Origin of the sequence: Aeromonas schubertii, assembly GCF_000820105.1 — a bacterium.
Lineage (GTDB): Bacteria > Pseudomonadota > Gammaproteobacteria > Enterobacterales > Aeromonadaceae > Aeromonas > Aeromonas schubertii.
The window spans coordinates 1-13807 of the sequence record NZ_CDDB01000011.1 but is presented as its reverse complement, the minus strand read 5'-3'; the positions used below and the strand labels follow the sequence as shown (position 1 = coordinate 13807).

The window sequence follows — 13807 nt, the reverse complement described above, 5'->3', positions numbered from 1 at the left end:
GATCAATAGTCACTCTCGCTGGCCGGCCAACCGAGTCGCTCGAACAGGGCCAGCACCTCGCGTCCGAGCGGCGCCTGGATGCGCATCGGCACCTTGAGCACCGGATGGGTAAAGCTCAGGTTACGGGAAATAAGCAGTAGCCGATCCGAGCCCAGCTCCTGCTTGAAGAAGCGGTTGTGGCGCCCGTCACCGTGGGTGGTATCCCCTATGATGGGATGGAAGATATGGTCGAGATGGCGGCGCAGCTGATGCTTGCGCCCGGTGTGCGGGTGCAGCCGCACCAGGCTGTAGCGACTGGTAGGGTGCTTCTTGGAAACCGCATGGGGGAGCTCCACCCGCTGCAGCCGGCGATAGCTGGTGACCGCATCCTGGGCCGGCTTGTCGGGACTGCTGAAGGCGTCGGCAATCTTGTCGAGCTGCTCCTTGAGCGGATAGTCGATGAGCCCCTGCTCGGGCACCCAGCCGCGCACCAGCGCCAGGTACTCCTTGTGGACCTGACGGTTGGCAAAGGCCTCGGTCAGGGTGCGGGCGGTCTGCGGGTCGAGGGCAAACAGCAGCACTCCCGAGGTGGGGCGATCGAGCCGGTGCACCGGGTAGACATGACGGCCACCGATAAGATCCCGGGTCATCTGCATGGCAAAACGGGTCTCGTGCTTGTCGAGCCAGCTGCGATGCACCAGCAGACCGGAGGGCTTGTTCACTGCCACCAGCCAGTCATCCTGATAGAGGAGCTCGAGCCTCATCGGTCCACCACTTTACCCGAGAGCAACAGATCGAAGCGGCCGATGAGACGCAGCAACTGCTCCACCTCGGCCAGCTCCTCCTTATAAACCTCGCTGGCCATGGGATAGAGGGAGACGCTGCTTGGCAACTCGGCCTCCAGCAGGATGAGCTGCTGCATGCGCGGGATCAGAATGAACTGGATCCACTGATCGAAGCTGAGGGTATCGACACAGAAGGGGAGCTGGCTGGCCAGGGCCTCGGCACTCGGTGCCTCACTCTGCCAGCGACCGATGCGCTGCATCTCCACAGTCATCTCCATCAGAAGCTCTGAGACCAGCAGGTGCTTGTTGAACATGGGAACGTCCTTAATTTGCCGGGCGCCCAGGGGCGCGGGGGGGCGCTACTATACCATGCCGCCTTGACGCGGCAGAGCAGGCTCTTTTGATTATGCACCGCAGGGAACGGTTTGCGCCGGCACTCAGGCTCCCTATAATCGGGCACCAACCCCCAGACTCGAGAGCAAGGCATGTCCACCATCGATACCCTGACCCAATTTCTGACTCAAGCCGGCACCGAATTCCAGCTGTTCGATCTGGGCCGCCAGCTCAGAGTTTTGGAGCGCGACCGGTTCGAGCACATCGAGCGCCAGCAGGAGCCCTACCCCTGGCCCCTGCAGCAGAAGGCCTGGCTGGCGGTGCACTTCTATCAGGAAGGGGGCAAGCACTATCTCTGGTTCCTCACCTTCCCCCTCGACGAGCAGGGGCTGCTGATGGGGGCCGGCCCCAAACAGTTTATGGATCTGGTGGTCGAGACCCTGGGCTACCAGCTCACCGGCGAGCTCGACGAGGCCAAGGCCGAGAAGCTGGCCAACAACCCCTGGACCTTCCGCCCGGCCGAGGCCAAGATGGCGGCGCTCCATGCCCACCTGTCACGCCGGCTGGCCCAACCCTCTTCGGCCTATCTCGCCCCCCTGTGCGGCTACCTCGCCGATCCCCGGAGCGATGGCTGGCAACAGCTCGGTCTGCAGGGCTTTGCCGACCTGGCCGAGCGGGTGAGTGATCAAGACATCCTCCCTCTGGTGTGCAAGAGCCTGCCGCGCCTGCCCGAGCCCGTGCTGCACGCCCTGTGTCAGGCGTTGGAGTCGGTCGCCCTGCCCCCGGCCCTGCAAGGGGCGCTCATCGAGCGCATCAATCAGGAGCAGGAGCGCGCCGAGCCGAGTGACGAGACCCTGGCGCACCTGTGCCGGGCCCAGGCCTCCTGTCCGCCCCAGGCCCTGCGCCGGGCCAAGCTGCTGACCCTGCTCACCACCCATCCGAGCCAGGCCCTGCTGCTCGCCATTGCCGGGCGCCTGCCCGGCGATCTGGAGGACGAGGCCCTGCTTGGCGCCTTCCTCGAGGCCCTGGCCGCCCTCGACACCCGCCTCTTTGGCCAACTCTTTGCCGAGCTGGTCACCCTGCCCAACCTGCGACCCGGGTTGCTGGGCAAGCTGCGCGACCCCAACCGCAGCGCGGCCCTGGGCCAGGCCATCGGCGAGCTCTTCAAGGCGGCACACGGCGGATGAGCAGCGAACTCTGGCTGATCCTGCTGCTCCTGCTCGGGGCAGCCCTGTTCTGGCGTGAGCGGCAAAAGAGCGAGCTCGCCGCCCTGGCCCTGCGCCGCTACTGCAAGGCCAACGGACTGCAGCTCCTCTCGGTGGCCCTGAGCCACCGGCGCTTTGGGCGTAGCGGTCTGGTCAACTGCTACCAGTTTGAATTCTCGAGCGACGGGGAGAGCCACTACACGGGCCAGCTGCGCCTGCGTGGCAACCAGATAGAGGGGATAGACCTCCCCCCCTTTCGCATGAGCGGGAACGACCGCTCGGGGAGGGTGATGGAGGCAGAACTATACTCAGATCCAGTCAAGCTGGAGACGAAAACCATGGAGAGCCCGCATCACACCCTGAGCCACCTGTTCGCGCAGTTGGGGCTGCCCTCAGACGAGCTCAGCATTCGCCGGTTCATCAACAGTCACGCCCTGGACTCGCACACCCTGCTGCCCGAAGCCACCTTCTGGAGCCGGGCTCAGGCCGACTTCCTGCGCGATGCCCTCTATAACGACTCTGACTGGTCGAGCTGCATCGACGAGCTGGACCGACAACTGCGCCGCTAACCCTGTATTGGAGAGAAAGATGTCCCATCGCGACGCCATCTTGCGTATCGCCAACGAGCTGGCCGAACGGGGTACCACCCCGACCACCGCCATGATCAAGGCCCGCCTCGGTGAACCGGTCCCCATGGCCGAGCTGATGTCGGTGCTGGCCAGCTGGAAACAGGGGAACCCCCTCCCCTCGGCCCCCGCACAACCCGAGGCCCCAGCCGATAGCCTGGAGGCACGCCTGACCCGCATCGAGACCAAACTCGATACCCTGATCACCCTGCTGCAATCACGCTAAGGGCGGCCGCTCCGCCCCGTTGGACACCTCATGTACCTTGTCGACCTCATCTTCGAATGCTTCGAAGACACCACCCTCTCCCGTGCCGAGCAGGGGATCCTCGGTTATCTCGATGCCCTGCGCTACAACGGCCAAATCATCGGGCGCGAGCTCCCCACCAGCGTGCAGGAGGGGTGGTTCAAGAGCCGGGTGGTCTGCCCCGAGCCAGACAGCCTGCACCCACGCCATCACAGCGAACAGGTGCAACTGGCCGAGCTGCGCCTGAGCGACGCCGGCCTGCTCGCCCCCAAGGTGGAGCTCGATGGCCCGGATCTTTTCTCCGACAGCACAGATCCGTGCGAAAGCCCGAGCTGGCAGGTGCTCTACACCAGCTTCCTGCACACCTGCTCACCCCTGCGCTGCGGGGATCACTTCGCCCCCATCCCCCTCTACCGCATCCCGCCTGTGGCCAACGGGGATCACAAGCAGGTGATCAAGTGGCAGGAGGATTGGGAGGCATGCGATCAGCTGCAGATGAACGGCTCCATCGCCGAGCACGCGGCCCTGCACGAAATTGGCGAGGTAGGAAGCCGTCTCCATCGCCGTGGCTGGGATCTGTGCAAGCGCATCGAATACCTGACCAAGACGCCGACCTACTACTACCTCTATCGGGTCGGCGGCAGCCGTGAGGAGGAGCTCACCCGTCCCTGCCCCCAGTGCGGCGGACAGTGGCGCCTCCCCGCGCCCCTTCACGAGATCTTCGACTTCAAGTGCGACGATTGCCGGCTGGTTTCCAACATCTCCTGGGATTTCAAGGAGTAATGTTCGTGCCCCGTGGGCCATCATCCAGACGGAGCTGATCCCTTGCCCCTCTCCCCGCACTCCCGTCGCCGGGCCACCCTGATCGGCATGACCGCCGTCTTGCTCTGGAGTGGGTCGATCGGACTGTTTCGCAGTATCTCGGAGATCTTCGGGCCGACCGGCGGGGCGGCGCTCATCTTCAGCGCCAGCGCCCTGCTCGCCACCCTGGCATCGGGCTGGCCGCGCCTGAGCGCCATTCCACGTGCCTACCTGCTGATTGGAGGAGGTCTGTTTGTGGCCTACGAGATCTCGCTGGCTCTGGCACTCGGCCTCGCCCATGACAGGGCCCAGGCCCTCGAGCTCGGCATGCTCAACTACCTCTGGCCGAGCCTGACCGTGTTGCTGGCGGTCTTGAGCCGTCAGCAACGGGGCTCGCTCCTGTTGCTGCCCGGGCTCGGTCTCTGTCTGGCGGGGATCGGCCGGGTGATGCAGGGGAATGGTGGGGGGTCACTCACCCATAGCTGGCAGAGCATCATCGACAATCCGACGGCCTATCTGCTGGCTCTGGCCGCCGCCTTTATCTGGGCCTGTTACTCCCTGGTGACGCGCCTGCTCGGTCGCGGGGAGCGGGTCATCCCCCTGTTTCTCGCCGCCACCGCCCTGATGCTGTGGGGCAAGTACCTGCTGGGGGAAGAGCCCCCTCTCCCCTTCCACCCGGGGGGCCTGCTGCAGGTGCTGCTGCTCGGCGTCTTTACCGCCACCGCCTACTCCTGCTGGAATCATGGGGTGCAGGGGGGCAACCTGACCCTGCTGGCCAGCGCCTCCTACTTCACCCCCATCCTCTCCATGGTGCTCGCCAGCCTCTGGCTCGGCGTTACCCCCGGGGCCGGCTTCTTCGGCGGGGTGGCCATGGTCAGCCTGGGCTCCCTGCTCTGCTGGTGGGGCAGCCGTAGCTAATCAGGGGAGCAAGCGGTCGAGGAAGGTCGCCAGATCCGGCGCTATGATGGTGCGTTTGTCGCTGTCGAGCCGCTCGAAGAGCACCTCACCACTCCCGTTATCGAGGCTGATGATCCCCATCTCGTCCCGGCAACTGGCCAGAAACAGGGTCGGTGTACGCCCGAGCTTGCGCTGCATGAGCAGGTGACCGATGAGGTTCTCCTTGAGGAGATCCAGATCCTCCTGGTTCCATGGCTGGATGAGGCAGAGGCGCAGCCCCTTGAACCAGAGGGTGAGGGGGCGGCTGAACCAGTGGCCATAGAGGGCCTTGATGGAGGGGTGCAAGGGGAGTTCGAGGGCCTGCTCGAGCGCGGAGAAGTCCTCCGCCTCGGGGCGAGCGGCAGGACGCCAGGCGACCCGCCCATCGTGGGGCTCTCCAAGCTCACACGGGGAATGCCATCCCGCCTCAAACTCGCACAGGGGCAGGCTGCCCCGGCTCTCCCCCAGCTGCTGCCAGCGTACAAACAGGCGCCCCAGCGCACACAACACTTGATCCGTCATCCAAATTCACCACAATTGCCGCCAAAGCCCGTCATTTTATGCGACATCGACACCATGACCAACCAAGACCGTTACGCCGGCGCCAAGGCTCTGGCCGGCCTCTCCCTCGGCCAGAAATCCGACTACATCAGCAGCTACACACCAAGCCTGCTGCAACCGGTCCCGCGCAGCCTGAACCGCGATGACCTCTCTCTGGGCGATGCCCTGCCCTTCCAGGGAGAGGATATCTGGACCCTCTATGAACTCTCCTGGCTCGATAGCAAGGGCAAGCCCGTGGTCGCCCTGGGAGAGGTTCGCATTCCGGCCACCAGCACGAATCTGATTGAATCCAAGTCATTCAAGCTTTACCTCAACTCCTTCAACCAGACCCGCTGCGAGAGCCTGGCTGCCGTACAGGCGCTGCTCGAGCAAGATCTCGGGGCCTGTGCCGGCGCGCCGGTAGCGGTGACCCTGTGGCACCTCGATGAGGCACCGGCCACCATCGCCACCCTGCCCGGGGAGTGTATCGATCACCTCGACATCGAGGTAAACGACTACCACTTCGACAGCGCCTGGCTCGACGGCGCCACCGGCGACGAGGAGGTGGAAGAGACACTGCACAGTCACCTGCTCAAGTCCAACTGCCTGGTCACCTCCCAGCCGGACTGGGGCTCAGTGGTGATCCACTATCAGGGCCCACGTATCGACCGGGAGAAGCTGCTGCGCTACCTGATCTCGTTTCGTCAACACAACGAGTTCCATGAGCAGTGTGTCGAGCGGATCTTTACCGACCTCAAGGCCCTGTGTGGCTGCCACCGACTCACCGTCTATGCCCGTTATACCCGTCGTGGCGGACTGGATATCAACCCGTTCCGTAGCGATTTTGAGCGCTCCCCCGCGAATATCCGACTGATTCGCCAGTAATCTTTTCCAGCGCTGGACGCGCAAGGGGCCCCTTGGCTAACATGCCCTGACCCCTTGCGCGCTGTTACTGACAATGAACCAACTGCTCTTTCTGGCCATGATGATGTCTTCCCTGTCGACTCCCGAACTGGAGTTGGCCAAGACATCCCTGCCCAGCGAGCTCATCTCGGCCCAGGCTCAGGCCTTCAACCAGCCCCGTGAGTGCGTGCGCCTCGCCGATGCCTTCCTCCAGCGCATCGGGGAAAATCCGACCCAGGTGCTGAGCAGCAGCCAGACCAACTCCTATCGGGAGCCACTGCTCAATTACCGTACCCAGGAGCAGGTCAATGCCGCACTGATGCTCAAGGGTATCTGTCTGGCCCAGGCCAGCGAGATTCAGGCCGCGTTGGCCACCCTGACCCAGGCCCAGGAAGTTGCCCAGAAGGAAGGGTTCACCAGCCAGCTGGCAAGCACCCTCTACCTCAACTCCCGCTTGTTGACCCGGGATGAGCGCCGCCTTCATGAGGCTCGCCCTCTGCTGGGACAGCTCGATCGCCTGCTTGCAGAGCCGGCGCTCCGGGCCCATCCCTTGCAAGTCTATGCCCCCCTGCTGGAGGCCTCCCTGGCCATCGGCCATCATCAGCTCGAGCAGGCCAAAGACTTGCTGGCAAAGAGCCAGAAGGCGGCAGAGAAGAGCGCAGACCCCATCCAGCTCGCCTGGTACGGGGCCGTGCAGGGTGACTTCTATCTGGCCATCCGCCAACCCGAGATGGCGCTGGGTCAATATCTCGATGCCCTCAAGCGGGTCGAGGGGATGGAGCAACACTTCTTCCTTGGCATGCTGACCGCCCAGATCGCCGCCCTCTATCGCGACGAGGGTAACCTCAAGAAGGCGCTCGAATTCGCCAGCAGCTCGGCCGATCACTATCAGAATCTGGGGGATCCTCGCCCCCTGCAGCAGGCGTTAATCGCCCTGGCCCAGCTCAACCGGGAGCAGGGTGATCTCAACATGGCCCTGGTCTATTTCTTCAACGCCCTGGATCTGCAAGACGACAGGGCCCCGCAGCAGCAAGGGGCCAGGCTCAAGTTCGAAATTGGCAAGACCTACCTGCAGGCGGGTAATCTGGTGCTGGCGCGCAACTACCTCAACGCCGCCCGCCAGGCCTATGAGTTTGGCGACGACAAGGCGCCCCTGGTCGACACATTGCAACTGCTGGGGGAGCTGCACCTGCGCCAGCGCGAGGCGGGCATCGCCATCTTGCAGCTCGAAAATGCCCTGACCCTGGCCAATCAACTCGGGGACAAAGCGCGGCAGATCGCGCTCTACCGCTTGCTGGCGGGAGCCTATGAGCAGAAGGGCTTCTATCAGCAGGCGCTGGCCAGCTACAAACGCTTCCACCAGAGCAGCGAACAGGTACGCCAGCAGCAGACCGACCTCTATCAGGATGGGCTGGAAGAGCATTATCAACGGGTCGAGCGGGAGCAGATGATCAGCCAGCTCGACAAGACCCTCAAAGAGGAACAGCGCTCTCGCCAGCGCTACCAGTGGACCTCCATACTGACCGGCCTCTCACTGGCACTCTTCATCTGGCTCTTCTTTACGCTCTGGCTCAAGTTGCGCACCCTGCGCCTGCAAAACAAGGCGCTCGGCCGGGCTTTGCAAAAAGAGGCCAGAACCGGCCTGCCCAACTGGCAACGGCTGCTGCAACGCACCCCGGAGGAGATGGCCAAACGCCAGCAGAGCTCGGATCTCTGGTATCTGACCGAAGAGGGGGAGAAGGCATTCGATGACAAGCTCCATTACCTGCTGTTCAAGGTCCCCTTCCTGATCGATTGCCGCGAACGCTTCGGACATCAGGTCGCCTGCGAGCTGGAGCAGGCCTTTGGCCACTATCTGGAGGCGGGCAAGCCCAGGGATGGCCGCATCTACGATCTGCGCGAGGGGCATCTGCTCTATGTCGTCCCCCAGCGCCATGTGACCGATCTCCCCCGCCTGGCCGATGAGCTCATCGCCTGGCTCGATGCCTTCCCAAGCGACCTGGAGCTCGATCGCCGGGTAGCCCTCGGTATCATCAGCTACCCCTTCCTGCCCAAGGCGGCCGGCGCCTTCGATCATCGCCGTCTGTTTGACCTCTGCTACCTGGCCCTGGCCGGTGCGGTATCGGCCGGCCGCAGCGACGGCCGGGCAGCCTGGGTTGAACTGGCCGCCGTGGATTGCCAACAGGCGGCGTTCTTCCATGGGGATGTCTGGGAGCGCTGCCTGATGGCAATTGACAAAGGGCTGGTTAAAGTGAATTCTTCACATGAAAAACAGTGGATTGAGTGGCATATGCTGGCCAGGAAGCAGGCATCTGAACACTGACGACGCGACCGTTTTTTATGCTCATAATAACAATGACAGGTGACCTCTTTTATGAAGGACATGGCCACTTCGGCAGAACAGATGAACGAGCTGAGAGTTAAGCTGAGCGAATTGAGGGAGCAGACGGTCGTCGAGCGCACCCGGATTACCCAATTCCTTACCAAATTGATGCTGGCCTGCCGGGGTCATGATCGCGAGCTCGACACCCGACTCGCGAAGCTCAAGCAGCGGATCGACGTCAACCACACCTATATGACTCTCGATGCTGAGATGGTACTCATCGAGCGGCTGCTGCAGCGTCACTCTGACGCCGTTCAAGACTCGATCGATTCGGTTCGTGATGCGGTCCATTTTGGCGCAAAAAATATCCGTCCGGTACGAGACTTCACCGAGAAGGCCTGCCAGACCCTGCGCGAGCATCTGCTCGCCGACGATGGCTACAGCTTTGGCGATTATCATCGCAAAGTATTGAAGTTGCTTGAGTATTACCAGCAAGCCCTGAAGTACCAGTCCGCCCAATCCCCCCTGCTTCAAGAAAATCAGGACGTCCCCCTCCCCGACGCGGAGCTGGAGCCCGGCTCGTCAGGCCAACTGGCCGACGAACTGCAACGACTCATCACAGAGCTCGACTTCGCCGGCCAGACTGGCGAACAGCTGGACAGCATCCGCCGCGAGTTGCTGCAAGGGGTTCCCCTGGAAAACCTGGCCAATATGGCCCTGCAGGTCATTGAGCTGATCATTCAGGGGACCCGTGAGGAGCGCAAAGCCTCCCACTCCTTCCTGAGCAGCCTCAACGAAAGCCTTAACGCCGTTCACTTCAGCTTTACCGAGACCCTCGACGAGGGGCGTAGCCTGCAAGATGAAACCACCCTCAGCAGACTGGCCCTCAACAAGGAGCTGCAGGCCATCGGCAAGACGCTTGGCAACCAGCAGACGGTCGAAGAGCTCAAGCTCGCCATCCACCGCCATATGGACGCCATCTCGCACCTGCTCAGCGAACGGGATGCCCTCTATCAACGCGAGCGTGGCCTGATGACCCGCCTCTCCGCCATGGAGGCCAAGCTGCGACTGATGAAGGATGAGACCGCCGAATACAAGAAGCGTCTCACCATCCAGAAGCACAAGTTGTTCCTCGACAGCCTGACCCAGGTACACAACCGGGCGGCCCTCGACGAGCGGCTCGAGCTCGAGTACAAACGCTGGCTGCGCTACCAGACCCCCCTCTGTCTGGCGGTGGTAGACATAGACCACTTCAAGACCATCAACGACAACTATGGCCACATGGCCGGTGACAAGGCCCTCAAGGTTGTGGCCAAGGCGCTGCAACGGACCCTGCGCGATACGGACTTCATCGCCCGCTTCGGTGGTGAGGAGTTTGTGATCCTGCTGCCCAATATCAACCCCGACAAGTTCCAAAAACCCCTCGACAAGCTGCGCCAGACCATCAAGAGCATCCCGTTCCGCTTCAAGGATGCCCGGGTAGAGATCACCATCTCCATCGGCGCCACCCTGTTCAAGGAGGGGGACCAGCCCACGGATGCTTTCGAGCGAGCCGATCAGGCGCTCTACAACTCCAAGCACTCGGGGCGCGACCAGGTCAACCTGGTGTTCTGATCGGGAAGCACAAAAAAGCAGCAGACGAACTCGCCCCCTATTCCCCTTTTGCCCCGCTTGCATCTAGTATCGGATGGAAGGGATACCAGTCGGTATCCCTTTGATGAATCAGGAAGAATGATAAGAACAACCCTAAGGGGGGCCTATGATCACCCACATCAATCCGGTCGGCAGCATGGATCTGCTGTCACAGCTCGAGGTGGATCGCCTGAAGCAGACCGCTACCAGCGATATCTATCAGCTGTTTCGTAACTGCTCCCTGGCGGTACTCAACTCCGGCAGCCACACCGACAGCTCCAAGGAGATACTGGAGCGCTACAAGAGCTTCGACATCCATGTGATTCGTCGTGAGCGGGGGGTCAAGCTGGAGCTCTTCAACGCCCCCGAGCACGCCTTCGTCGATGGCGAGATCATTCGCGGTATCCAGGAACACCTCTTCTCGGTGCTGCGCGATATCCTCTATGTCTCCAATCAGCTCGAGTCCAATCGCCAGGTCAACCTGACCAACTCCACTCATATCACCAACGTGGTCTTTGCCATCTTGCGCAATGCCAAGGCTATCCTGCCCGGCGCCGATCCCAATCTGGTCGTCTGCTGGGGTGGCCACTCCATCAACGAGGTCGAGTACAACTACACCCGCGCCGTCGGCAATGAGCTGGGCCTGCGCGAGCTCAACATCTGTACCGGGTGTGGTCCGGGCGCCATGGAGGGGCCCATGAAGGGAGCCGCCGTGGGACACGCCAAGCAGCGTATCAAGAACAGTCGCTATATCGGCCTGACCGAACCCTCGATCATCGCCGCCGAGCCGCCCAACCCCATCGTCAACGAGCTGGTGATCCTGCCGGATATCGAGAAGCGACTGGAGGCCTTCGTACGCCTCGGTCACGGCATCATCATCTTCCCCGGCGGGGTCGGCACGGCCGAAGAGCTGCTCTACCTGCTCGGTATCATGATGAACCCGGCCAACGAGCGTCAGCCTATTCCCATCATACTGACGGGCCCCAAAGAGAGCGCCGACTACTTCACCGCCATCGACGACTTCGTGCGTGCCACCCTGGGCGAGGCAGCCACCCGCCTCTATCGCATCATCATCGGCGATGCACCCGAGGTTGCCCGCGCCCTGAAAGAGGCGATGCCCAAGATCCGCGAGTATCGCAAATCCGTCGGGGATGCTTACTCCTTCAACTGGTCTCTCAAGATAGAGCCGGAGTTCCAGCTGCCCTTCGAGCCCAACCACGAGACCATGGGTAGTCTCAACCTGCATCGCAACCAGCCGCCCCAATCCCTGGCGGCCAACTTGCGACGCGCCTTCTCCGGCATCGTAGCCGGGAACGTCAAGGAGGGGGGCATCCGCGCCATCGAGAAGAAGGGGCCCTTCAAGATCCATGGGGACAAGGAGCTTATGTTGCTGATGGACAAGCTGCTGCAAAGCTTCGTCAAGCAGCAACGGATGAAGTTGCCGGGCTCGGCCTATGTGCCTTGCTACGAGATAGTCCGTTAAGACGCCGCAAGGGGGCGCGACGCGCCCCCTTTTGTTACAATGGCGGGCCCGAACCGAGCGAGCCCTCCATGTCCCATCTGCTGATCATCGATGCCCTCAATCTCATCCGCCGCATTCACGCGGTGCAAGCCAGCCAGTCTCTGACGCCGGATCAGGCCCTCATCGCGACCCGGGCAACCCTGCTCAATACCACCCGCAAACTGCTCACCCGGGCGGCCCCCACCCATGCCATCGCGGTCTTCGACGCCGAGGTGGACGGCTGGCGAAAGGCACGCTTTCCCGCCTACAAGGAGGGAAGAACCCCCATGCCGCCGGAACTGCGTGCCGGACTCGATAGTCTGCAGGATGCCTTCTGGGAGCTCGGCATCGATGCCCTGCTCTCGGAGACCGATGAGGCGGACGATCTGATCGCGACCCTGGCCCGCAAGATGGCCCGTCACGGCCAGTGTGTGACCATAGTGTCGACCGACAAGGGGTTTTGCCAACTGCTCTGCCCGGAGATCCGCATCCGCGACTACTTCAACAAGCGCTGGCTCGATCTGCCCTTCGTCCAGAGTCAGTTTGGCGTGGCGCCAGGTCGGCTGGTCGACTACTGGGCCCTGACCGGTGTGGGAGGTAGCGGTATCAAGGGGGTACCGGGGATCGGGCCCAAGAGTGCCACGGCGCTGCTGCAGGACCACGACAGCCTGGCAGCCCTGCTGGCAGCAGAGAGCGACGACAAGGGGGTAAAGAAGGTGCAGGCTCACGCCGATGAGGCCCGCCTGGCCTTTGAGCTGGTGCGGCTGAGAGACGACATCGAACTCGGGTTTAATCTCAAGGATCTGAGACTCCCCTCCCCCGACTGAGGAGAAGGCGCTCAAAATGGCGCCATGATGTAAAGAAAAATGGAGGAAATGTTTCTAAAATGGTATAAGAAACACCGACTTCTACACCTATCTGTACCTCGGAAGTGCCCTATGTCCAAAACAAGAATCACCGTCATCCCGGGTGACGGCATCGGCCCCAGCATCATCGACTCCGCCATCCAGATCCTGCAAAAAGCGGGTTGCGATTTCGACTACGACTACGCCGACGCCGGCCTGACTGCGCTCGAAAAACATGGTGAGCTGCTGCCCCAGGCAACCCTGGATCTCATCGACCAGAACAAGGTGACCCTCAAGGGCCCCCTGACGACGCCGGTTGGTGGTGGCTTCACCTCCATCAACGTCTCCTTGCGCAAGAAATTTAACCTCTACGCCAACGTGCGCCCGGTTATCTCCTTCAAGGGGACCAAGAGCCGTTACGAGAACATCGACATCATTACGGTACGTGAGAATACGGAGGGGATGTATTCCGGTGCCGGTCAACGCCGCAGCGATGATAACAACAGCGCCGAGGCAATGAGCATAGTCACCCGCGAAGGGGCCGAACGCATCGTCGAGTTTGCCTTTGATCTGGCCAAGAAAGAGGGCCGCCAGAAGGTGACCGTGGTGCACAAGGCCAACATTCTCAAATCCACCTCGGGTCTCTTCCTGGAGGTCGCGCGCCAGGTAGCGGCACGCCACCCGGAGATCCAGTGTGAGGAGATGATCGTCGACGCCGCCTGCATGAACCTGGTGATGTACCCTGAGCGCTTCGATGTGATCGTCACCACCAACCTGTTTGGCGACATCCTCTCGGATCTCTGCGCCGGTCTGGTGGGGGGCCTTGGCATGGCACCGGGGGCCAATATCGGCAGCGGCGCCGCCATCTTCGAAGCGGTACACGGCTCCGCGCCCGATATCGCCGGCAAGAATATTGCCAACCCCACGTCAGTGATCCTTGCCTCGGTGCAGATGCTTGAGTATCTCGGCATGCAAGAGAAGGCCGAGCGCATTCTGACCGCAGTGCGCAGCACCATAGAGGCGGGTCAGTGCGTGACTCGAGATCTGGGTGGCTGCGCCACCACTGACCAGTTTACCCAGGCCGTGATGGCCAAACTCTGATTATTAAAGAGACGCAAAAGGAGCCTTTACGGCTAATGCCGATCAGTTAAGGA

General features: G+C 62.1%; 14 protein-coding genes and 1 pseudogene. 12 read left to right on the top strand and 3 right to left on the bottom strand.

Annotated elements, in window-relative coordinates; genetic code table 11:
* Window positions 1-2: 2 nt before the first annotated feature.
* Together truC and BN1133_RS02480 are read right to left on the bottom strand one after the other, a co-directional pair.
* Window positions 3-743: a tRNA pseudouridine(65) synthase TruC gene (gene truC / locus BN1133_RS02485; RefSeq protein WP_050664976.1), complete on the bottom strand. Its 741-nt coding sequence runs from the start codon at window positions 741-743 to the stop codon at window positions 3-5.
* Window positions 740-1078, bottom strand: a complete 339-nt coding sequence (locus BN1133_RS02480) for a YqcC family protein (RefSeq protein WP_050664975.1) — start codon at window positions 1076-1078, stop codon at window positions 740-742. Before BN1133_RS02480 ends, truC begins: the two co-directional genes overlap by 4 nt.
* Before the next feature lie 171 nt (window positions 1079-1249).
* On the opposite strand from BN1133_RS02480, the gene BN1133_RS02475 reads away from it, so the two are divergent.
* The 6 genes and pseudogenes from BN1133_RS02475 to yddG all read left to right on the top strand — a co-directional run bounded on the left by BN1133_RS02475 (window position 1250) and on the right by yddG (window position 4891).
* Complete coding sequence (locus tag BN1133_RS02475) at window positions 1250-2284, top strand: DUF3549 family protein (RefSeq protein WP_050664974.1); 1035 nt, start codon at window positions 1250-1252, stop codon at window positions 2282-2284.
* Window positions 2281-2544, top strand: a pseudogene (locus tag BN1133_RS02470) (DUF3301 domain-containing protein); the annotation flags it as partial. The gene BN1133_RS02475 and the pseudogene BN1133_RS02470, both read left to right, overlap by 4 nt.
* A gap of 96 nt (window positions 2545-2640) precedes the next feature.
* Window positions 2641-2871: a DUF2789 domain-containing protein gene (locus tag BN1133_RS02465; RefSeq protein ID WP_050665118.1), complete on the top strand. Its 231-nt coding sequence runs from the start codon at window positions 2641-2643 to the stop codon at window positions 2869-2871.
* Window positions 2872-2890: 19 nt separating this feature from the next.
* Window positions 2891-3154 (top strand): hypothetical protein, encoded by a 264-nt coding sequence (locus BN1133_RS02460; protein ID WP_050664973.1) that lies wholly within the window; start codon window positions 2891-2893, stop codon window positions 3152-3154.
* A gap of 30 nt (window positions 3155-3184) precedes the next feature.
* Window positions 3185-3955 (top strand): Zn-ribbon-containing protein, encoded by a 771-nt coding sequence (locus BN1133_RS02455; RefSeq protein WP_050664972.1) that lies wholly within the window; start codon window positions 3185-3187, stop codon window positions 3953-3955.
* A 42-nt stretch (window positions 3956-3997) separates the two neighbouring features.
* Window positions 3998-4891 (top strand): aromatic amino acid DMT transporter YddG, encoded by an 894-nt coding sequence (gene yddG / locus BN1133_RS02450; protein ID WP_197273644.1) that lies wholly within the window; start codon window positions 3998-4000, stop codon window positions 4889-4891.
* Here yddG and syd read toward each other — a convergent pair whose 3' ends face one another.
* Window positions 4892-5431 carry a SecY-interacting protein gene (syd, locus tag BN1133_RS02445; protein ID WP_050664971.1) on the bottom strand — a complete coding sequence of 180 codons (540 nt, stop codon included), beginning with the start codon at window positions 5429-5431 and terminating at the stop codon, window positions 4892-4894.
* A 54-nt stretch (window positions 5432-5485) separates the two neighbouring features.
* Between syd and queF the strand changes: the two genes are divergently transcribed.
* The 6 genes from queF (at window position 5486) to BN1133_RS02415 (ending at window position 13754) form a co-directional block, all read left to right on the top strand.
* Window positions 5486-6334: an NADPH-dependent 7-cyano-7-deazaguanine reductase QueF gene (queF, locus tag BN1133_RS02440; RefSeq protein WP_050664970.1), complete on the top strand. Its 849-nt coding sequence runs from the start codon at window positions 5486-5488 to the stop codon at window positions 6332-6334.
* Between the two features lie 73 nt (window positions 6335-6407).
* Window positions 6408-8675 (top strand): tetratricopeptide repeat protein, encoded by a 2268-nt coding sequence (locus BN1133_RS02435; RefSeq protein ID WP_050664969.1) that lies wholly within the window; start codon window positions 6408-6410, stop codon window positions 8673-8675.
* Window positions 8676-8726: 51 nt separating this feature from the next.
* Window positions 8727-10289: a GGDEF domain-containing protein gene (locus tag BN1133_RS02430; protein WP_050664968.1), complete on the top strand. Its 1563-nt coding sequence runs from the start codon at window positions 8727-8729 to the stop codon at window positions 10287-10289.
* A gap of 145 nt (window positions 10290-10434) precedes the next feature.
* Complete coding sequence (gene ppnN / locus BN1133_RS02425; protein WP_050664967.1) at window positions 10435-11790, top strand: nucleotide 5'-monophosphate nucleosidase PpnN; 1356 nt, start codon at window positions 10435-10437, stop codon at window positions 11788-11790.
* A gap of 68 nt (window positions 11791-11858) precedes the next feature.
* Window positions 11859-12635, top strand: coding sequence for a flap endonuclease Xni (gene xni / locus BN1133_RS02420; protein WP_050664966.1), 777 nt, complete (start codon window positions 11859-11861; stop codon window positions 12633-12635).
* Between the two features lie 111 nt (window positions 12636-12746).
* Window positions 12747-13754, top strand: coding sequence for an isocitrate dehydrogenase (locus BN1133_RS02415; protein WP_050664965.1), 1008 nt, complete (start codon window positions 12747-12749; stop codon window positions 13752-13754).
* The last annotated feature ends 53 nt before the right edge of the window (window positions 13755-13807 follow it).

Coding starts and splice junctions, on each gene's coding strand:
- truC (WP_050664976.1), bottom strand. CDS start 743: ATGAGGCTCGAGCTCCTCTATCAGGATGACTGGCTGGTGGCAGTGAAC.
- BN1133_RS02480 (WP_050664975.1), bottom strand. CDS start 1,078: ATGTTCAACAAGCACCTGCTGGTCTCAGAGCTTCTGATGGAGATGACT.
- BN1133_RS02475 (WP_050664974.1), top strand. CDS start 1,250: ATGTCCACCATCGATACCCTGACCCAATTTCTGACTCAAGCCGGCACC.
- BN1133_RS02465 (WP_050665118.1), top strand. CDS start 2,641: ATGGAGAGCCCGCATCACACCCTGAGCCACCTGTTCGCGCAGTTGGGG.
- BN1133_RS02460 (WP_050664973.1), top strand. CDS start 2,891: ATGTCCCATCGCGACGCCATCTTGCGTATCGCCAACGAGCTGGCCGAA.
- BN1133_RS02455 (WP_050664972.1), top strand. CDS start 3,185: ATGTACCTTGTCGACCTCATCTTCGAATGCTTCGAAGACACCACCCTC.
- syd (WP_050664971.1), bottom strand. CDS start 5,431: ATGACGGATCAAGTGTTGTGTGCGCTGGGGCGCCTGTTTGTACGCTGG.
- queF (WP_050664970.1), top strand. CDS start 5,486: ATGACCAACCAAGACCGTTACGCCGGCGCCAAGGCTCTGGCCGGCCTC.
- BN1133_RS02435 (WP_050664969.1), top strand. CDS start 6,408: ATGAACCAACTGCTCTTTCTGGCCATGATGATGTCTTCCCTGTCGACT.
- BN1133_RS02430 (WP_050664968.1), top strand. CDS start 8,727: ATGAAGGACATGGCCACTTCGGCAGAACAGATGAACGAGCTGAGAGTT.
- ppnN (WP_050664967.1), top strand. CDS start 10,435: ATGATCACCCACATCAATCCGGTCGGCAGCATGGATCTGCTGTCACAG.
- xni (WP_050664966.1), top strand. CDS start 11,859: ATGTCCCATCTGCTGATCATCGATGCCCTCAATCTCATCCGCCGCATT.
- BN1133_RS02415 (WP_050664965.1), top strand. CDS start 12,747: ATGTCCAAAACAAGAATCACCGTCATCCCGGGTGACGGCATCGGCCCC.